Source organism: Aureimonas sp. AU12 (assembly GCF_001463705.1).
Lineage (GTDB): Bacteria > Pseudomonadota > Alphaproteobacteria > Rhizobiales > Rhizobiaceae > Aureimonas.
In genome coordinates, this window is sequence record NZ_BBWH01000004.1 from 141,688 (window position 1) to 161,297 (window position 19,610).

Consider the following 19,610-nt stretch of genomic DNA (forward strand, 5'->3'; position numbering starts at 1 on the left):
CCTCGATCGGCCCGGTCACGAGGAGGCGTCGCTCAGTCATGCCGACTCCCGCCGAGCGCTTCGGTAATCCCGTTCACCCGAGAGCCACGAACCGGCGAACGCCCTACTCCGTCGCGTAGATCAGATCCGAGCCGAGATGGCAGCGGGCGCGGCGCAGTTCGAGCGGGCGATTCTGGTAGGAGCAGATGATGCGCGACAGCTTGAGCACCACAGCATCGCCCTTCAACCGGAAGGTGCGCTTGTCGTCGGCCGTGGCAACCTCTACCGCGACCTTCTCGAACTTCTGCGTGGCGAGATCCTGGCCCGTCCACCGGGCGGAGGCGACGCTTTCGAGATCGACCTGCGACATCTGACGCACGCTCGCATCGACCCGCAGATACACGTCTTCGATCATGAACAGGCGCCCGAGATGGGTCCGGCGGCGTTCGAAACGGAGAACCGGGGTCCGTGCGTTGACTTGCAGTTCCGCCGTGACGTCGGGATCGGCGACGCCGAGCGTGACGTTGGCGATCTCGACCTCGCCGGAGATCCGGTTGCCGGCCTGATCCCGAATGTTGGAGAAACGGCTCCGCATCTTCGAGCCCTCGAAATCGGCGACGAGGGTTCCCTTTCCCTGGTGACGCTCGAGCAGCTTGTGCTCGGTCAGGATGTCGAAGGCCTTGCGCACCGTGCCGAGACTGATGCCGAGCGAACGCGCGATCTCGGCCTCGTTCTCGATCGGCTGGCCGGGCGCCCAGGTCCGCTGCACGATGCGGGCGATGAACTCGTCCGCGACCTGCTGATACAGGGGTCGGGTGTTGAACGGCTTGGCAAGCGACATCGATCGTTCCCTGTCTCACATCCTTCGGAAGATGCGAAACCTTACCTTGAGTTGCAGAGTGAATGCAACCTAAGGGTGAAACTATCGACAACCTTCGCACATCATCGTAACGAGATCGCCTCAGTGAGGCGGTCGGCTCTCGCGCCAGGGGCGAGTGACATCCAGCCATGCCTGAACGCGGGCTTCCGGATCGGCGTGGAGTGTCACGTCCGTCACCGCCGCCGCGCAATCGGCGCCTTCGGCAAAGACGAGAGGCGCGCGTTCCACCGTGATCCCTCCGATGGCGACGAGCGGCATGGCGCCGGCCCGTTCGCGCCAGAGCCGAAGTCGCGCGGGAGTCTGCGGCGCCCACGGCATCTGCTTGAGGACCGTCGGCCAGATCGGCCCGAGTGCGACGTAGTCCGGCCGTGCGGCCAGCGCGACCTCCAGTTCCGCCTCGTCGTGGGTCGAGAAGCCGAGGCGAAGGCCGGCGGCGTGGATCGCCGGAAGATCGGCCTCGGCAAGATCCTCCTGACCGAGATGCAGGAAGTCGGCGCCCTCCTCGATGGCCAGCCGCCAGTGGTCGTTGACCACGAGCTGACAATCATGGGCGCGGCACACCGCGAGCGAGCGACGGATCTCGCTGCGCAGGACCGCCGGATCGTCGCCCTTGGCCCGCAGCTGGACGAGCCGCAGTCCGACCGGCACCAGCCGCTCGATCCAGTCGGCATCGGGCAGCACGAGATAGAACGGATCGAGGCGAACGCGCGCCCGCTCCTCCGCCATCCCACTCATGCCAGCACCGCCTTGCCGAAGACCGGCGTCGAGGGCGCGGCCATGTCGCGGGGCTCCATCGCCCCGGCCTCGAAGCCGAGCCGGCCGGCCTCGACCGCTAGCCGGAAGGCGGTCGCCATCGCCACGGGATCGCCAGCGCTGGCGACCGCCGTGTTCAAGAGCACGCCGTCATAGCCGAGTTCCATCGCCTCGGCCGCGTGGCTCGGGCGCCCGAGGCCTGCATCGACGATGAGCGTGACACCCGGAAACTGCGCGCGCAGCGAGCGCAGTCCATAGCGGTTGTTGAGACCGAGCCCCGAGCCGATGGGCGAGGCCCACGGCATGAGCACGCGGCAGCCCGCTTCGAGCAGGCGTTCGGCGACGACGAGATCTTCGGTCGTGTAGGGCAGCACCTCGAAGCCCTCGTCCGTCAGGATGCGCGCGGCTTCGACGAGGCCGTAGACGTCGGGCTGCAAGGTGTCGGCATGGCCGATGACCTCCAGCTTCACGAGGCTGGTGCCCAGCAGCTCGCGCCCCATTCGCGCCGTCGTCACCGCCTCCTTGACGCTGTGGCAGCCCGCCGTATTCGGTAGGAAGTCGGCGCCGAGATCGCGGATCTCGTTCCAGAAACCGGGCGCCGTTCCGCCGCCGAGCGATTGCTCGCGGCGCAGCGACACCGTGATCAGCCCCGCGCCCGAGGCGCGGATCGCCTCGCGCATCACCGCAGGCGAAGGATAGAGCGCGGTGCCGAGCATCATACGCGAAGAGTAGATGCGTCCGTAGATGTCCATGGGTCTCAGCCTCCCTGCATCGGCGACAGGATCTCGACCGCGTCGCCCGCCATGATCGTCGTTTCCGCTCGTTCGCCGCGTGGCACGAATTCCTGATTCACGGCGGTCGCCACCGCCTCGCCGGGCAGGTCGAGTTCGATGACGAGCGCGTCCAGCGTGCGGGCCGCGATCTCGCGTGCCTCGCCGTTCAGCCGAATGATCATGCGGTCTCCAGTGCGTCTTGGGCCATCGCCGCCGCCTTTGCCGAACAGGACGGCGACAGGAGGAAACCATGGCGGAACAGGCCGGTGAAGGTGACGACGCGGCCCTCGCGCGTCACGCGCGGCAGATTGTCGGGAAAGGCGGGCCGGCAGGCGGCGCCGGTCTCGATCACCTCGGCCTCGGCGAAGGCGGGATGCAAGGCGAAGGCTGCCGACAGCAATTCGACCGCAGAGCGGAGCGAGATGGCGCCGGCGCGGTCCGACTCGATCATCGTCGCACCCACCATGAAGACGCCCTCCTCGCGCGGCACGACGTAGATCGGCCAGCGCGGGTGCAGCAGGCGAACGGGCCGCGACAGGCGCACCTCGCGGCTGCGCAGCAACACCATCTCGCCGCGCACGCCGCGCAGCTCGGGCGACGTCGCCGCGAGCCCCCGGCAATCGACGACGACCTCGCCGGCGAAATCGCCGGAGTCGGCAGCTTCGCCGAACCGGATGGTGCCGCCGGACTGCGTCAGATGGGAGGCCATCGCCGCCAGCGCCCGGCGCGGATCGAGATGGGCCTCGCCGCGATAGAACAGTCCCTGCCGGAAACGTCCAGCCAGATCGGGCTCCAACGCCTCGATCGTACCGGCATCCACCGTCTCGTGGCCCTGCGTCCGCGCCGCGAACTGGCGCAGATCCCCGCTGTCGCGCGCGGCGGCGAGAACCAGCGTACCGGCACGCTTGACCGACGTGACCCCGGCCCAGAATTCGATCCCGGCCAAGCCCGGCTCGACGATGGACGGATCCGCCGTCGCCGCTTCGCAGTAGGGCGCCAGCATGCCGCCGGCGAGCCATGAGGCGGCGGTTTGTCCGAGCGTCGGGGCGGCTTCGTGTACGACGACCTCCCGCCCCGCCTCGACGAGGCGCAACGCCGTGGTGAGCCCGGCGACCCCGGCGCCGAGAACATGGATCGTCACAGGGGGGCCAAAGGATGGATGGACGGGTCGGTTTGCATCGAACGGGCTCCACGGCTCTCGATCCGGCGCATCGGGGCGACAGACGGGGGTCCACGCATCGAGCGGCTTCGGCTCGAAACCGGACGCCATTCTCCGCACCCGGTCGGGTCTCGGTGGATGCCGTCGCGGAGCGTTCAACTCCATCCCTACGCCAGTGCGAACTGGATCAGGTTCTTGGGGTCGCCGCGCATCTCGTCGGCCTCTCAGTTCCCCTCGCGGAACTCCCCCTGGACATAGACGTGAACGTAGACATTCGACTTACCCTGTCAACCATGGGCGCGAGGAACCAGGGCGGACCGTCCCATGCGTCAGGTCGTGTCCATTCGTTCGGATCCCCGCAGAGATATCGCAAGACTTTTCCTGTCCAATGGCCGGCGAACCATGAGGAAAGCCCACGATGGGGTTCGCCAAACCCGTCACCATCGCCTTCGGTCGCACGACGACCTTCGTCCTTCTCGCCTCCGTCCTGACGGTCGCCGCCGTGTCGGCCGCCCTCGTTGTCCAGGCCGCACGGACGCAGGACGACCACGCCGCCGAGCAGACGCGGCATTTCGCGCGCGTGCTTCTGACGAACAAGGCCGATCAGCTGGCGGACGTCGTCGTCGATTATGCCGACTGGGGCGATGCCTATGCGCATCTCCATCAGACGATCGACATCGGCTGGGCCTGGAACGAAAACAATCTGGGTCGGACACTCTCGACCGATCTCGGCATCGAGACCTTTGCCGTCTTCGATGGCGCTGACCGGCAGGTCTACGCCGTTCGCGAAGGTGAACTGGCGTCGACCCCGGTCTTCGAGGACCCGGCCGAAGCGGCCGCCGTACGGCGCCTGCTGGCCAAGATGCGGGCTCTACCGATCTCCTACGGTCGGGCGGTCAATGCCGTGGCGGCGGTGCCGGGCGAACCCGTCTTCCTGTCGGCCACCGCGATCGGCGCGGGCGACGATCCAACCGTGACGATCGATCAGAGACCGCCCTCGATCCTGGTCTTCGCCGACCGCCTGTCGCCGGCCGAGGTCGAACGCATGGGCCGCGAGATCGGCCTCGTCGACCTTGCCATCTCGCAGTTCGATGGGACGGATGGGTCCTCCGCCACCATTCTCGACACGAGCGACGGGCATACGTCCTTCGGTCTCGATGCCGCCCTGCCGAAACCGGGAAGCGACATGCTGGCCGCGCTCGCGCCCTGGGCCGCCGCGCTGTTCGTCTTTGCGTCCGGCATCGGCATCGCCCTGTCGTGGCAGGGACGGCGCATAGCCCGGCAGGGTCGCGAACTCGCCAAGGCGCTGCGCGCCGCCAACGCGGAATCCGAACACCGCGCCTCGCACGACATGCTGACCGGCCTTTCCAATCGCGCCTCGTTTTACCGCGCCCTGACGGCATCGCTGACGCCGAAGGTCGCCCTACCGACTCTGCTCTACATGGACCTCGACCGCTTCAAGGCGGTCAACGACGGCTGCGGCCACGATGCCGGAGACGCCGTGCTGCGCGAGGTCAGCGACCGCATCCGCGGACTGATCGGCCCGCAGGATCGCTGCGCGCGCATCGGCGGCGACGAGTTCGTGATCCTCGCAGGCGAGACGGATCTCAGGGCGCTGCAGTCGCTCTGCCGCAAGCTGATCACCGAGATGTCGCGCGACATCGAGTTCGGGGATGCGCGCTTCTGCGTCGGCGCCTCGATCGGCGTGGCCGTCGCGGTGCGGGGCGACGATGCCGAGCAGTTGATCCAACGGGCGGACCGCGCCCTCTACGCGGCGAAGGCAGCGGGGCGCTCGTGCTTCCACTTCGCCCCCATCCCCGAAGATCGGAAGGTCGCGGACGTCGGCTGACGAGGCCGGAGCCGTCCCGACCCGATGTCGCAATTCTTCGCGGATGTCGGCTTTGTACAAGCCCCCTGCCGCTTTCATCATCGCGACAGCCGTGTCGCCAATGCGAAGGTCCGGACCAGACGCGCTCGGCAGGACGGACCGCCATGCAGAACTTCTCCGGCTTCTCGATCATCGCCAAGGCGCTGGGGTCCAACAAGGGCTGGCAGGCGCAGTGGCGCGACGCCCAGCCGAAGAGCCGCTACGACGTCGTCATCATCGGTGGCGGCGGGCACGGACTGGCGACGGCCTATTACCTCGCCAAGGAGCATGGGCTGCGCAACGTCGCGGTGCTGGAGAAGGGCTGGATCGGCGGTGGCAACACCGGGCGCAACACGACGATCATCCGCTCGAATTACCTTTTCGAGGAGTCGGCGGCGCTCTACGACCATGCCGTGAAGCTCTGGGAGGGCCTGTCGCAGGACCTCAACTACAACGTCATGTACTCGCCGCGCGGCGTCCTGATGCTGGCCCATAACATCCACGACATCCAGGTCTTCAAGCGCCATGTCCACGCCAACCGGCTGGCTGGCGTCGACAACGAATGGCTGAGCGCCGAAGAGTGCAAGGCCTACTGCCCGCCCCTCAACATCGACGCATCGACCATGCGCTATCCCGTGCTCGGCGGCGCCCTGCAGCGGCGAGGCGGCACGGCGCGGCACGACGCGGTGGCCTGGGGCTATGCGCGCGCCGCCTCGGCGCTCGGCGTCGACATCATCCAGAACTGCGAGGTCACCGCCATCCGGCGCGGGCTAGGCGGCGAGGTCATCGGCGTCGAGACCACCCGCGGCGCCATCGACACGGCCAAGGTCGGCGTCGTCGCGGCCGGCAACACCTCGGTGGTCATGTCGATGGCAGACGTGCGCATGCCGCTCGAAAGCTATCCGCTGCAGGCGCTGGTGTCCGAGCCGATCAAGCCGGTCTTTCCCTGCGTCGTCATGTCGAACACGATCCACGCCTACATCTCGCAGTCCGACAAGGGCGAACTGGTGATCGGCGCCGGCACGGACGCCTACACGTCCTACACCCAGCGCGGCGGGCTCCACATCGCCAACCACACGCTCGACGCCATCTGCGAGCTGTTCCCGCAATATCGGCGCATGCGGATGCTGCGCTCGTGGGGCGGCATCGTCGACGTGACGCCCGACCGCTCGCCGATCCTCGCCAAGACGCCGGTGAAGGGGCTCTACGTCAATTGCGGCTGGGGCACCGGCGGCTTCAAGGCGACGCCGGGCTCGGGCAACGTCTTCGCCCATACGATCGCCCGCGACGAGCCGCACCCCATCAATGCGCCCTTCACGATCGAGCGGTTCCGCGACGGCGTGCTCATCGACGAGGCGGCGGCGGCGGCCGTGGCGCACTGACGATGGCGACGCGATCGCCCTCGATCCCCGCGCCCGCCTCGACCCTTTCGACGCCTCATCCGTCCTGCAAAGGCCGACCCCCATGCTGCTGATCCACTGCCCCTATTGCGGACCCCGGCCGGAACTCGAGTTCCGCTATGCCGGCGAGGCCCATGTCGTGCGCGCCGAGACCCCGTCGGAGGTCGGCGCCAACGAGTGGGGCGACTTCCTCTACCAGCGCTCCAACACGCGGGGCCTCCACGCCGAGCGCTGGCGCCACATCCACGGCTGCGCCCACTTCTTCAACGCGCTGCGCGACACGCGCACCGACTTCTTCGCCGCGACCTACAAGGTCGGCGAGCCGAGGCCGGACACGGGCGGCACGCCGGAGGCCAACGCGCCGGCGCTGAGCGGCGACAATGTCGGCACCTGGTCGTCGGAGGCGGCGCGATGAGCGCGTTCCGCACGGCCTCGGGCGGCCGAATCGACCGCGCCTCGCCCCTCACCTTCTCCTTCGACGGCGTCACCTATCGCGGCTACGAGGGCGACACGCTGGCCTCGGCGTTGCTGGCCAACGGCGTCCATCTCGTCGGGCGCTCCTTCAAGTATCACCGGCCGCGCGGCATCCTCACCGCCGGGTCGGAAGAGCCGAACGCGCTCGTCGGCGTCGGCGCCGACGAGGCGCATTACACGCCGAACCTGCGGGCGACGCAGGTCGAGCTCTACCAGGGGCTCGTCGCCACCAGCCAGAACCGCTGGCCCTCGCTCCGCCACGATGTCGGTGCGGTGAACGACGTGCTGGGCAAGTTCTTCTCGGCCGGCTTCTACTACAAGACCTTCATGTGGCCGCGCTCGGCCTGGGAGAAGCTTTACGAGCCGATCATCCGCCATGCCGCCGGGCTCGGGCGCGCGCCGGAAACGGCGGATGCCGACCGCTACACCCAGCGCTTCGCCCATTGCGAGGTGCTGGTCGTCGGCGCCGGTCCCGCAGGGCTCGCGGCGGCGCTGGCGGCGTCGGAAGACCCGGACGCGCGCGTCATCCTCTGCGACGAGCAGTCGGAAATGGGCGGCGCGCTGCTGCACGAGAGCGACGCGGTGATCGACGGCCTGTCGGGACCGGCCTTCGTGCGCGACTGCCTGCACAAGCTGCGGGCGCGGCCGAACGTGACGCTGCTGCCGCGCACCACCGGCTTCGGCTTCTACCCGCACAATTTCATGGGCCTGTGCGAGCGCGTCACCGAGCATCTCGCCCATGCGGATCCCCGCCTGCCGCGCGAGCGCCTGTGGCAGGTCCGCGCCGCGCGCATCGTCTTCGCCACCGGCTCGATCGAGCGGCCGATGGTGTTCCCGGACAACGACCGGCCGGGCATCCTCATGGCCGAAGCGGCGCGCCACTACGCCAACCGCTACGGCGTGCTGCCGGGCCGCCGCGCGCTCGTGTTCACCGCCGGCGACAGCGCCTATCGCGCGGCGCTCGATCTGAGGGCCGCCGGCGTCGAGATCGCGGGGATCGCGGATCTTCGCGACAATCCGTCGGGCCTCTACGTCGAGAAGGCCCGCGCCGCGGGTATTCCGATCTATCCGGCGACCTCGGTGTCCAAGACCTCCGGGCGGCTGCGCATTTCGTCCGCGACCCTGATGCGCAAGGGCTGGACGAGCGGCGAGGAGATCGCCTGCGACTGTCTCCTGATGTCGGCCGGCTTCACGCCGACGATCTCGCTTTTCTCGCAGTCGCGCGGCAAGATGCGCTGGGACGAGGCACTCGACGCCTACATTCCCGCCGAATCCGTCGAGGACGAACGCTCGGCCGGTGCCTGCCGCGGCGTCTACGATCTCGCCGAAGTTCTGGCGGACGGCGACGCAGCCGGACGCAATGGTGGATCGGGCAGCCCGCACGCGGTCGAGGCCATCGCGACCGGGCACGATGGCTTCCGAGGCGCGGCGTTCCACGGCGGCGACCCGCGCAAGGTGAAGGCCTTCGTCGACTTCCAGAACGACGTGACCGCCAAGGATGTGCGCCTTGCCACGCAGGAGGGCTTCCGCTCGATCGAGCACGTGAAGCGCTACACGACCTCCGGCATGGCGACCGACCAGGGACGCCTCTCCAACATCAACGCGCTCGCCATCGTCTCGCAGGAGATCGGCAAGCCGGAGACGGCAATCGGCCTCACCACCTTCCGCCCGCCCTATACACCGACGACCTTCGGCAATTTCGCGGGCGCCGCGCGCGGCAAGCTCTTTGATCCCGTGCGCACCACGCCGATCCACGACTGGGCCGCTGAACGCGGCGCCGCGTTCGAGGATGTCGGCATCTGGAAGCGTGCGCACTACTTTCCGCAGGGTGGCGAGGACCTGCACGCCGCCGTGGCGCGCGAGTGCCGCGCCGTGCGACAGTTGGTCGGTATCTTCGACGCCTCGACCCTGGGCAAGATCGAGGTGGTCGGCCCCGACGCTGCCGAGTTCGTCGAGCGGATCTACACCAACCCGTTCAAGAAGCTGGCCATCGGGGGCTTGCGCTACGGCGTAACGCTGCGCGAAGACGGGTTCGTGATGGACGACGGCGTCGTCGGACGCGTCGCGGAGGATCGCTTCCACCTGACCACCACGACCGGCGGCGCGCCGCGCGTGCTCCATCACATGGAGGATTATCTCCAGACCGAATGGCCCCATCTCGACGTCTGGCTGACCTCGATCACCGAGGAATGGGCTGTTATCGCGGTGCAGGGGCCGAAGGCGCGCAAGGTGATCGAAGGGCTGGTGGACGGGCTCGACATCTCCCGCGAGGCGATGGCCCACATGCAGATGCGCGAAGGCACGATCCTCGGCGTACCGATGCGGCTCTGGCGCGTGTCCTTCACCGGAGAACTCGGCTTCGAGATCAACGTGCCGGCGGGCCATGGCCGCCGCATCTGGGAGGCCGTCTTCGCGGCGGGCGAGCCCTACGGCATCACCCCCTACGGCACAGAGACCATGCACGTGCTGCGCGCCGAGAAGGGCTACATCATCGTCGGCCAGGAGACGGACGGAACGGCGGTGCCGGACGATGTCGGCCTCGCCTGGGCGGTGGCCAAGAAGAAGCACGATTTCGTCGGCATGCGCTCGCTGGGCCGTCCCGCGCTCTCGGCGCCCGGCCGCAAGCAGATGGTCGGTCTTCTGACGAAGGACCCCGCCATCGTGCTGGAGGAAGGCGCGCAGATCGTCGAGCACCATGAGCGGGCGGACGCCATCGCCAGCGGATCGGCGCTCGGGCACGTCACCTCGTCCTACCGCTCGGAAACCCTGTCGCGCTCGATCGCGCTGGCGCTGGTGAAGAACGGCCGTGCACGGATCGGCGAGACCATCGACATTCCCATGCCGAACGGGCGGATCGCGGCCGAAATCGTCGATCCCGTCTTCTACGACAAAGCGAACGAGCGCCTCGATGTCTGACGTCACCGCCATCCCCGCTTCGCCGCTGGCCTCGCGTCCCGGCTTTGGCTCGGCCTCGCATGTGCGCGTCGAGCCGCTCGGGCCTCGCGTCCGCCTCAACTTGCGGCTCCGCGACGAGGCGGGGTTCGGCGGCGTCGAGCAGGCGTTCGGCGTCGCGCTGCCGCGCGAGGCCTGCCGCTTCACGGACCGCGATGGCCGGCGCGCGCTCTGGCTCGGGCCCGACGAATGGCTGCTCGGCGCCTCAGGCGAAAGCGGGGCTCTCGTCGCGTCGCTCGGCGGCGCGCTCGCCGTCATCCCGCATTCGCTCACCGATGTCAGCCACCGCTCGACCGCGATTTCGCTCAGCGGACTGGAGGCAGCAAACCTCCTGAACGCGGGCTGCCCGCTCGACCTGTCGCTGCGCAGCTTTCCGGTGGGCATGGGCACGCGGACCGTGCTGGCCAAGGCCGAACTCGTGCTCATGCGGGTGGGCGAGGAGGCGTTCGAGATCGATGTCTGGCGTTCGTTCGCGGCTTACGTCTTCGACTTCCTCGCGGAAGCCGCGCGCGAATACGCCTGACGAGGCTCGGCTACCGCCGGAGACCATTCCAGGGCCTGTATCGCCCGCCCCGTGAGCATCCTGACTATATTCGAGCATGTCGCAATCGCGACAACTTGCGTCGCTCGCACATAAGTACGAAGCTCGTAATCATTCCAGACTGCGGACGGTTTGTCTCGGGAGCCACCTCATGCTCGACCGCACTTCGACGTCCCTCAACGCCCTCCTGCGCCGGCGCCAGCCCGGCCACTCGCTGGAGGCGCCGTTCTACACGAGCCCGGAGATCTTCGCGGCCGACATCGAGGCGATCTTCGAGCGCCACTGGATCTTCGTCGGCACCGAACCGGACGTCGCCGAGCCCGGCGACGCGATGACGGTGGACATCGGAGCCAACGCCATTCTCCTCGTGCGCGACGACGACATGGCGGTGCGCGCCTTCCACAATGTCTGTCGCCACCGCGGCGCGCGGCTGGTGCACGACGAGAAGACCACCGTCGGCAACCTGGTCTGCCGCTACCATTCCTGGACCTACAATCTCGACGGCGACCTGATCCATGCCGAGCACATGGGCGGCGACTTCAACCCCAAGTGCCACGGGCTGAAGCCCGTCCACGTGCGTTCGCTCGAAGGGCTGATCTTCATCTGCCTCGCCGACGAGCCGCCGGAAGACTTCGCCGAGATGGCCGCGGCCATGGGCCCCTACATCGCCCCTCACAACGTGCGCGATACGAAAATCGCCTTCCAGAGCGACATCATCGAGGAGGGCAACTGGAAGCTCGTGATGGAGAACAATCGCGAGTGCTACCATTGCGGCGCGAACCATCCCGAACTCACCGTGCCGCTCTTTGCCCACGGCTTCGGCTTCGCGCCGGAGGAACTCGACGAGGCCGAGCGCGCCGAGGCCGACCGCTACGCCGCGCTCGTGCGCGCCAGCCATGCCGAATGGGAGGCAGGCGGCATTCCCTCGCGCATGCTGGAGCATCTCGACGACATGGTGTCGGGCTATCGCACCGAGCGCCTGCCGCTCGACGGCGACGGCGAGAGCCACACGATGGACACGAAGGCCGCCTGCCGCCTGCCGCTCGGGCGCTTCGCCTCGGCGAAGATGGGCGGCCTGCACTACTGGACCCAGCCGAACTCCTGGCACCACTTCATGGGCGACCACATCGTCACCTTCTCGGCGATCCCGCTTTCCGCCGGCCAGACGCGGGTGCGCACCACCTGGCTCGTCCACAAGGACGCGGTGGAAGGTGTCGACTACGATCTCGCCAATCTCGTCGAGGTCTGGACCGCGACGAACGCGCAGGATGCCGAACTCGTCGGCTTCTGCCAGAAGGGCGCGCAGAGCCGCGCCTACGAGCCCGGCCCCTACTCGCCGCACACCGAGATGCTCGTCGAGAAATTCTGCCGCTGGTACATCGACCGGATGAGCGAGCATTTCGACGTCGCGCGCGCAGCGGCCGCCTGATCCCCTTGATGGACAACGCCCCGTCCCCCGCGCCAACCGGCTATCTCCTCTTCGATCCCGAGGAAGACGACGTCCTGATCTGCCGCGCGGTGCGCGAGGAGACCCATGACGTGAAGACCTTCGTCTTCGCGCCGCGCTCGCAGCGCCGCTTCGGCTTCCAGCCGGGCCAGTTCATGACGTTCGAGTTCGAGATCGCCGGCGAGACGATCTATCGCTGCTATACGCTGTCGGGCGCGCCGACCCGGCCCGACACCTGCTCGATCACGGTCAAACGCGTACCGGGCGGTCCCGTCTCGAACTGGCTGCACGACACGTTCCGGCCGGGCATGGCGCTGAAGGCGACGGGGCCGATGGGCGACTTCTCCTGGTCGCGCCACCCGTCGACGGATGCCAAGTACCTGCTGATCTCCGGCGGCAGCGGCGTCACGCCGATGATGTCGATGACGCGCGCCGCCTACGATCTCGCCGAGATCCGCGACACCGTCTTCGTCCATGCCGCGCGCACGCCGGCCGACATCGTCTTCCGCGACGAGCTCGACATGATGGCGCGACGCAACCGCTCGATCCGTGTCGCCCATATCTGCGAGGCCGACGCGCCGCAGGAGAGTTGGGCCGGCCTTCGCGGTCGCCTGACGCTCAGCGGCCTCGAAGCGCTGGCGCCGGATTTTCGAACGCGCGAGATCTTCGTCTGCGGCCCCTCGCCCTTCATGGCGGCGGTGCGCAACCTCCTGAAGGAGGCCGGCTTCGACATGAGCCGGCACCACGAGGAAAGCTTCAACTTCGAGGAGCTGTCGGGCGCCGAGCAGGCCGAGGTGGTGGAGGCGACCGAGGACATGGCGCCGGCCGTGCGCACCTTCCGCATCGAGTTCGCCAAGACCCGCCGCGTCGTCGAATGCCCGGAGGACCTGTCGATCCTCGAAGCGGCCAAGCGCGCCGGCATGCGCCTGCCCTCGTCCTGCACGAAGGGGCTCTGCGGCACCTGCAAATCCAAGAAGGTCTCGGGCGAAGTGGCGATGACGCATCAGGGCGGCATCCGGCAGCGCGAGATCGACGCGGGGCAGATCCTCATCTGCTGTTCCAAGCCGCTGTCCGACGTGGTGATCGAGCGCTGATGGCGACGCGCGACGGCGGCCCTCTCCACGCCTCAACCTCCCCCCTGGCCTCGCCGCTGGCCGCGCTGACGCGCTTCGCCTTCCTGACCCTGCCGAACTACTCGCTTATCGCCGTCTCGGCGGCGGTCGAGGCCCTGCGCATGGCCAATTACGTCGCCGGCGAGGAGATCTATGCCTGGCAGGTGACGACGCCCGGCGGCGAACCGGCGCGGGCCTCCGGCGGCCTGCAGCTCGGGCCGACCGTCTCGCTCGCCGATACCGCGCCCTTCGACGTGCTCTTCGTCTGCGGCGGCGTCGACGTGCGCCACGCCGTGGACCGGCGCACCGTGGACGAGCTCCGCCGCCTCGCCCGGCGCGGCATCCCGCTCGGCGCCCTTTGCACCGGCACCTTCGCCCTCGCCGAGGCCGGCCTTCTCGACGGCTATCGCTGTGCCATCCATTGGGAAAACCTCGGCGCGATCCGCGAGGAATTCGGCGAGGTCGAATTCACCGAAGACCTCTTCGTCATCGACCGCGACCGCTTCACCTGCACCGGCGGTTCCGCGCCGCTCGACCTCATCGCCGCCTTCATCGAGGCGCGGCTGGGGCGCGCGGCGGCCGAGCGCATGTCCGAGCAGTTCATTCTCGAACGCCTGCGCGGCGGCGCCGAGCCGCAGCATCCGCCGCTGCGCCACCGCGGCCACAGCCACCCGGCGCTCGAACAGGCGGCGGCGCTGATGGCCAAGACGATCGGTGCGCCGCTGGCGATCGCCGTGATCGCGGCGCGAGTCGGCCTCTCGGCCCGCCAGCTGGAGCGCCTGTTCAGCCTGCATATCGGTATGGGGCCGGCGGAGTTCTCGATGGCGCTGCGGCTCGACCATGCGCGCGAGCTGCTGCGCCAGTCCGATCTCGCCGTCACGGCCGTCGGCGTCGCCTCGGGCTTCGTCTCCTCGGCGCATTTCTCCTCGGCCTATCGCCGACGCTTCGGCCACGCGCCCCGCGCCGAGCGTGCCGCGCCCCTCGCTCGCCCCATGGCTAGGGTGCGCACGCCCCTGTCGGGACAGCCGGACCCGCTTCCCTCGTCCTGATCTTCGGCCGCGATCGTTCCGGCTGCCGTCAGAGAGCGGCCTGCGCCGGCAGCGGCAGGAAGGCGACGCGCTCATAGGGCACGTCGGCCGCCGCCAGCGGCGCCCGGCCACGGATGATGTCGGCCGCCTTTTCCGCGATCATGATCGTCGGCGCGTTGAGATTGCCGGTCGTGATCGAGGGCATGATCGAGGAATCGACGATCCGCAGTCGCTCCAAGCCGATCACCCGCGTCTCGGGATCGACCACCGCCAGCGGGTCGGACGCGCCGCCCATGCGGCAGGTGCAGGACGGATGATAGGCGCTCTCGACGTGATCGCGCACGAAGGCGTCGATCTCGTCGTCGGTCTGCACGTCCGCGCCCGGCTGCATCTCGCGCCCGCGATACCGGTCGAAGGAAGCCTGCGCGAAGATCTCGCGGGTCAGGCGCACGCACGCCCGCATCTCCCGCCAGTCGTCGGCATGGCTCATGTAGTTGAAGAGGATGCGCGGCGGCGCCGCCGGGTCGGGCGAGGCCAGCCGCACCGTGCCGCGCGACTTCGAACGCATCGGCCCGACATGGGCCTGGAACCCGTGCTCGGAGGCCAGTCCCTTGCCGTCGTAGGTCACGGCCAGCGGCAGGAAATGGTACTGGATGTCGGCATGGTCGATCTCGGGCGAGGAGCGAATGAAGCCGCAGCTCTCGAAATGGTTGGTGGCGCCGAGCCCCTTCTTCGTCAGCAGCCAGCGGGCGCCGATCGAGCCCTTGGCGAACGGGCTCATCGAGGAAAACAGGGTGATCGGCTCGCGGCACGCCACCTGGAAGTAGAATTCCAGATGGTCCTGCAGGTTGGCGCCGACGCCCGGCCGGTCGGCGACGACCGCGATGCCCTGCGCCGCAAGGTCGGCACCCGGACCGACGCCGCTCAGCATCAGGAGCTTGGGTGAATTGATCGACCCCGCCGACAGGATCACCTCGCGCCGGGCCGTGGCGGTCACCTTGCGGTTGCCGACCGTGTAGGCGACCCCGGTCGCGGTGCGGCCCTCGAAGGTGACGCGCTCGACGAAGGCGCCGGTCTGGACCTTCAGGTTGGCGCGCCCGAGCGCCGGCTTGAGATAGGCATTGGCGGTGGACCAGCGGCGGCCGTTGTGGACGGTCATGTCCATCCGGCCGAAGCCCTCCTGCGTGGCGCCGTTGATGTCGTCGTTGTGGAGGTGGCCCGCCTCCTCGGCGGCCGCCATGAACGCCTGATGCAGGGGGTTGTCGAGCGTGCCGTAAGTCGTGTGCAGCGCGCCTTCGCCGCCGCGATAGGGATCACCGCCGGCGCGCCGGTGCTCGGCCCGGCGAAAATAGGGCAGCACGTCCGGGTAGCTCCAGCCGCGGGCGCCCTCGTGCTCCCAGCGGTCGAAATCGGCGGGCGCGCCGCGCACGTAGACCATGCCGTTGATCGAGGACGAACCGCCCAGCACCTTGCCGCGCGGCACGTTCATCCGCCGGCCGCCGAGATGCGGCTCGGGCTCGGAATGATAGCCCCAGTTGTACTTCTTCATGTTCATCGGGATCGACAGCGCGCTCGGCATCTGAATCAGCACCGAGCGGTCGGACCCGCCGAACTCCAGCAGCAGCACCGAGGCGCGGCCGTCCTCGGTCAGCCGGTTGGCGAGGACGCAACCGGCCGATCCGGCGCCGACGATCACGTAGTCGAAGCTCTCGACATCCATCGAAATGGTCTCCTGGGTCGACGGACGGATCAGTACGGCGCGTCGACGCGGCCGAGATTGACGTAGACGCTCTTCACCTGCGTGTGCGCGTCGAGCGCCGCGCGCCCGTTCTCGCGGCCGAGGCCCGATTCCTTGGCGCCGCCGAAGGGCAGCTCGATCGGCGTGATGTTGTAGGTGTTGATCCAGGTCGTGCCGGCCTCGAGGCTGGCCACCACCCGGTGCGCCCGCGCGAGATCGCGCGTGAAGACGCCGGCCGCCAGCCCGAAGCGCGTGGCGTTGGCGCGAGAGACCACCTCGGCCTCGTCGCGGAACGAGAGGACGGTCATCACCGGGCCGAAGATCTCCTCGGAGACGATCCGCATGTCGTCGCGGCAGCCGTCGAAGATCGTCGGCTCCACGAAGCAGCCGCGCGCCAAGGCGCCGTCGATCACGCGCCGCCCGCCGACCAGCAGGCGTGCGCCCTCGCGCCGACCCTCCTCGATGTAGGAGAGCACCTTGTTCATGTGGGCTTCGCTGATCAGCGCGCCGACCTGCGTCTTCGGGTCGAGGGGATCGCCGACCACCATGGCGCGGGTGCGCGCGGCCAGCTTCTCGATGAAGGCCTCGCGCACGTCCTCGTGGACGAAGACCCGTGTGCCGTTCGAACAGACCTCGCCGGCCGAGTAGAAATTGGCGAGCATCGCGCCGCCCACGGCGTCGTCGAGATCGGCGTCGGCGAAGACGATGAGCGGCGACTTGCCGCCGAGTTCGAGCGTCACCTGTTTCAGCGTGCCGGCGGCGTCCGCCATCACCTTCTTGCCGGTGCCGACCTCACCGGTCAGCGAGATCTTGGCGATGCCAGGATGGCGCGACAGCAGCCGGCCGGTCGAGCCGTCGCCCTGCACGACGTTGAAGACGCCCGCCGGCACGCCGCATTCGCCCATGATCTCAGCGAGCTTCAGCGCCGTCAGCGGCGTCAGTTCGGCCGGCTTGAAGATCACGGCATTGCCGGCGGCGAGCGCGGGCGCCGACTTCCAGCAGGCGATCTGCAGCGGATAGTTCCAGGCGCCGATGCCCGCGACGACGCCGAGCGGCTCGCGCCGCGTGTAGCCGAAGGCCAACGGCCCGAGATCGACATGCTCGCCGGCAAGGCTCGCGGCGACCCCGGCGAAGTATTCGATGCAGTCGGCGCCCGAGAGAACGTCGACGGCCTCGGTCTCCTGGATCGGCTTGCCGGTGTCCTTCGTCTCCAGCACCGCGAGTTCGGCATTGCGCTCGCGCAGGCGCGCCGCGACCCGATTGAGGATGCGGCCGCGCTCGGCGCCCGTCATCGCGCCCCAGCCGCGCTGCGCCTCGGTCGCGACCGCGACAGCCCGATCGACCTCCGCCTCGCCGGCGATGGCGATTTCGGCCAGCACGTCGCCGGTCGCCGGATTGATGGTGGCGAAGGTCGGGGCCGAGCCCGCGTCGAGATAAGCGCCGCCGACATGGCTGGTGAGGATGCGCGCGCCGCTCGGCGCGCGGCTCGCGCGCACGACCGGCCGGGGTGCTTCGGGGGGCTTGGCCTGCAGGATCTGCCCGTCCGCGAAATGGGTCGCGATGGCGCGCGCCGACAGGCTGTCGGTCTCGGCGACATCCGAGAGCGTAGAACGCAGCCAGAGGCCGTCGATGACAGCGGCGATGGCGACGGAAATGCGATGGGCGTCGTCGGGCGCCACGAGCGCTCGCAGATCGTAGCGCAGGTTCGAGAGCATGCGCTGCTGGTAGACCCGCTGGACGCGCTTCAGCCGCGCCGAATGCATTACCTGCCCCCAGAAGGCCAGCCAGACCGAGCAGGTCCGCCGATCGAACTCTTCCGGCGCCAGATTGGCGTCGATCACCGCTTGGATGCGCTCGCGCGGCCCGTCGGCACGGGCCAGCCGAAGCTTGGCGCTGTCGGAGACGCGGCCGGCGAGATGGCGGAGCGTCGCCTCCAGCAATCCGTCCTTGTCGCCGAAGTAATGCGCCACGAGCGAGGGCGCGACACCGGCCCTCCCCGCGATCTCGGCAAGGCTGGACGCGGCGAAGCCGATCTCGCCTAGCGATTGGATCGTCGCCTCGACGAGTTGGCGGCGGCGCTGGTCCTCGGCGCCGAATCGGGTCACGGTGGCGGTGCGCGGCGGCATGGCGGTCTCCTGCGGGACACCCCGTTCATAGCCGGCGTTGATCGATCATTCAATCAACCGGCAGACGACGGCAACCCCGATGATCGGCGCGAAGCTTAAGGCTGCGCGATGATGGCGTTAAGACCGTCTTCGATGAAAGCGTCCATTATTTTTTACTCACGACGCCGAAGCTCTGCGCCGGGAGCCGAGTTCAGCACAAGTATTGAACGAGCATTCAATCTTCGTCTTGACAACTGCACACGGACGTTTTCACATCGTGAGGATGTCGTCGATTGTCGATGCGATCAACGCATCCTGTCGTGTATTTTCGCAACTCCGGCGCGCGCGCGCCATCGGATGCAGGGAACAAGACGCATGATGCTTTCGCGACGCTCCATCGGCCCCGGACTTCTCGCCGTGGCCCTCCTCGCCGCCTCGGTGCCCGCCCATGCCGCCGAGCCCGCGTCCTGCCGGACGGTCCGGTTCGCCGATGTCGGCTGGACCGACATCACCGCCACCACCGCCGCCGCCTCGACCCTCCTGACGGCGCTCGGCTACGAGCCCAAGACCGACGTTCTGGCGCTCCCGGTCACCTTCGCCTCGCTGAAGAACAATGACATCGACATCTTCCTCGGCAACTGGATGCCGACGATGGAGGCCGATCTCGCACCCTACAAGGCCGAGGGATCGATCGAGGTGGTGCGCGCCAATCTCGAAGGCGCCAAGTACACGCTCGCCGTGCCGACCGCACTCTACGACGCCGGTCTCAAGACCTTCGCCGACATCGGCAAATTCCACGATCAACTCGACGGCAAGCTCTACGGCATCGAGCCGGGCAACGACGGCAATCGCCTCATCCTCGGCATGATCGAGAAGGACCAGTTCGGGCTCGGCAAGTTCGAACTCGTCGAGTCGTCCGAACAAGGCATGCTGGCGCAGGTGGCGCGCCAGACCCGATCCGACAAGCCGATCGTCTTCCTCGGCTGGGAGCCCCATCCGATGAACGCCAACTTCATGCTTTCCTACCTTGCCGGCGGCGACGAGGTGTTCGGACCGAACTACGGCGGCGCTACGATCTACACGTTGACCCGAAAGGGCTTCGCGGCGGAATGCCCGAACCTCGGCAAGCTCTTCGCCAACATGGTGTTCTCGCTGCCGATGGAGAACGAGATCATGGGCGCCATCCTCAACGACTCCAAGGAAGCCGGTGCCGCGGCGAAGGAATGGCTGGCAGCCCACCCCGAAGCCTATGCCGCCTGGCTCGACGGCGTCACGACCTTCGACGGCAAGCCTGCGGCGGAGGCCGTGAAGACCGCTCTGGCCGACTGACCGCAGAGCGCGGCTTGAGGCGGCTGGCGCTGAGCGCCCGGCCGCCCCGGCCATGCGGACCCGCCGCTCCCTT

Annotated in this window: 16 protein-coding genes and 1 riboswitch; of the genes, 9 read left to right on the plus strand and 7 right to left on the minus strand. The window is 68.5% G+C overall.

Annotation, left to right across the window (positions count from 1 at the left end; all coding sequences use genetic code 11):
* Window positions 1-103 precede the first annotated feature (103 nt).
* The 5 genes from AUL33_RS02235 to AUL33_RS02255 all read right to left on the minus strand — a co-directional run bounded on the left by AUL33_RS02235 (window position 104) and on the right by AUL33_RS02255 (window position 3,526).
* Complete coding sequence (locus AUL33_RS02235; RefSeq protein WP_062203214.1) at window positions 104-820, minus strand: GntR family transcriptional regulator; 717 nt, start codon at window positions 818-820, stop codon at window positions 104-106.
* A gap of 120 nt (window positions 821-940) precedes the next feature.
* On the minus strand, window positions 941-1,594 hold the full coding sequence (locus AUL33_RS02240) for a thiamine phosphate synthase (RefSeq protein WP_244491893.1): 654 nt from the start codon (window positions 1,592-1,594) through the stop codon (window positions 941-943).
* Window positions 1,591-2,364, minus strand: a complete 774-nt coding sequence (locus AUL33_RS02245) for a thiazole synthase (protein WP_062203218.1) — start codon at window positions 2,362-2,364, stop codon at window positions 1,591-1,593. The genes AUL33_RS02240 and AUL33_RS02245 overlap by 4 nt, the downstream gene beginning before the upstream one ends.
* Before the next feature lie 5 nt (window positions 2,365-2,369).
* A complete protein-coding gene (gene thiS, locus AUL33_RS02250; protein ID WP_062203219.1) occupies window positions 2,370-2,567 on the minus strand; it encodes a sulfur carrier protein ThiS in 198 nt (65 codons plus the stop codon).
* Window positions 2,564-3,526: an FAD-dependent oxidoreductase gene (locus AUL33_RS02255; protein WP_062203221.1), complete on the minus strand. Its 963-nt coding sequence runs from the start codon at window positions 3,524-3,526 to the stop codon at window positions 2,564-2,566. The genes thiS and AUL33_RS02255 overlap by 4 nt, the downstream gene beginning before the upstream one ends.
* A gap of 165 nt (window positions 3,527-3,691) precedes the next feature.
* Window positions 3,692-3,803: riboswitch (TPP riboswitch) on the minus strand.
* A 159-nt stretch (window positions 3,804-3,962) separates the two neighbouring features.
* Here AUL33_RS02255 and AUL33_RS02260 point away from each other — a divergent pair.
* The 8 genes from AUL33_RS02260 to AUL33_RS02295 all read left to right on the plus strand — a co-directional run bounded on the left by AUL33_RS02260 (window position 3,963) and on the right by AUL33_RS02295 (window position 14,386).
* Complete coding sequence (locus tag AUL33_RS02260; protein WP_062203222.1) at window positions 3,963-5,393, plus strand: diguanylate cyclase domain-containing protein; 1,431 nt, start codon at window positions 3,963-3,965, stop codon at window positions 5,391-5,393.
* 143 nt (window positions 5,394-5,536) lie between these two features.
* Window positions 5,537-6,793 (plus strand): sarcosine oxidase subunit beta family protein, encoded by a 1,257-nt coding sequence (locus AUL33_RS02265; protein WP_062203224.1) that lies wholly within the window; start codon window positions 5,537-5,539, stop codon window positions 6,791-6,793.
* A gap of 82 nt (window positions 6,794-6,875) precedes the next feature.
* On the plus strand, window positions 6,876-7,226 hold the full coding sequence (locus AUL33_RS02270) for a sarcosine oxidase subunit delta (protein WP_062203225.1): 351 nt from the start codon (window positions 6,876-6,878) through the stop codon (window positions 7,224-7,226).
* The gene (locus AUL33_RS02275; protein ID WP_062203227.1) at window positions 7,223-10,201 is read left to right on the plus strand and encodes a sarcosine oxidase subunit alpha family protein; all 2,979 of its coding nucleotides are present in this window, start codon (window positions 7,223-7,225) and stop codon (window positions 10,199-10,201) included. Before AUL33_RS02270 ends, AUL33_RS02275 begins: the two co-directional genes overlap by 4 nt.
* A complete protein-coding gene (locus tag AUL33_RS02280; protein WP_062203229.1) occupies window positions 10,194-10,760 on the plus strand; it encodes a sarcosine oxidase subunit gamma in 567 nt (188 codons plus the stop codon). Before AUL33_RS02275 ends, AUL33_RS02280 begins: the two co-directional genes overlap by 8 nt.
* 169 nt (window positions 10,761-10,929) lie before the next feature.
* On the plus strand, window positions 10,930-12,207 hold the full coding sequence (locus AUL33_RS02285) for an SRPBCC family protein (protein WP_062203231.1): 1,278 nt from the start codon (window positions 10,930-10,932) through the stop codon (window positions 12,205-12,207).
* Window positions 12,208-12,215: 8 nt separating this feature from the next.
* Window positions 12,216-13,319: a hybrid-cluster NAD(P)-dependent oxidoreductase gene (locus tag AUL33_RS02290; protein ID WP_062203233.1), complete on the plus strand. Its 1,104-nt coding sequence runs from the start codon at window positions 12,216-12,218 to the stop codon at window positions 13,317-13,319.
* Entirely contained in the window at window positions 13,319-14,386 is a 1,068-nt protein-coding gene (locus tag AUL33_RS02295) for a GlxA family transcriptional regulator (RefSeq protein ID WP_082652253.1), read from the plus strand. Before AUL33_RS02290 ends, AUL33_RS02295 begins: the two co-directional genes overlap by 1 nt.
* Window positions 14,387-14,414: 28 nt before the next feature.
* On the opposite strand, the gene betA is transcribed toward AUL33_RS02295, so the two are convergent.
* On the minus strand, window positions 14,415-16,085 hold the full coding sequence (gene betA, locus AUL33_RS02300) for a choline dehydrogenase (RefSeq protein WP_062203235.1): 1,671 nt from the start codon (window positions 16,083-16,085) through the stop codon (window positions 14,415-14,417).
* A gap of 29 nt (window positions 16,086-16,114) precedes the next feature.
* On the minus strand, window positions 16,115-18,229 hold the full coding sequence (betB, locus tag AUL33_RS02305) for a betaine-aldehyde dehydrogenase (RefSeq protein WP_082652254.1): 2,115 nt from the start codon (window positions 18,227-18,229) through the stop codon (window positions 16,115-16,117).
* Window positions 18,230-18,586: 357 nt separating this feature from the next.
* Here betB and AUL33_RS02310 point away from each other — a divergent pair, with 357 nt between their 5' ends.
* Complete coding sequence (locus AUL33_RS02310) at window positions 18,587-19,537, plus strand: choline ABC transporter substrate-binding protein (protein ID WP_156419245.1); 951 nt, start codon at window positions 18,587-18,589, stop codon at window positions 19,535-19,537.
* Window positions 19,538-19,610: the final 73 nt, after the last annotated feature.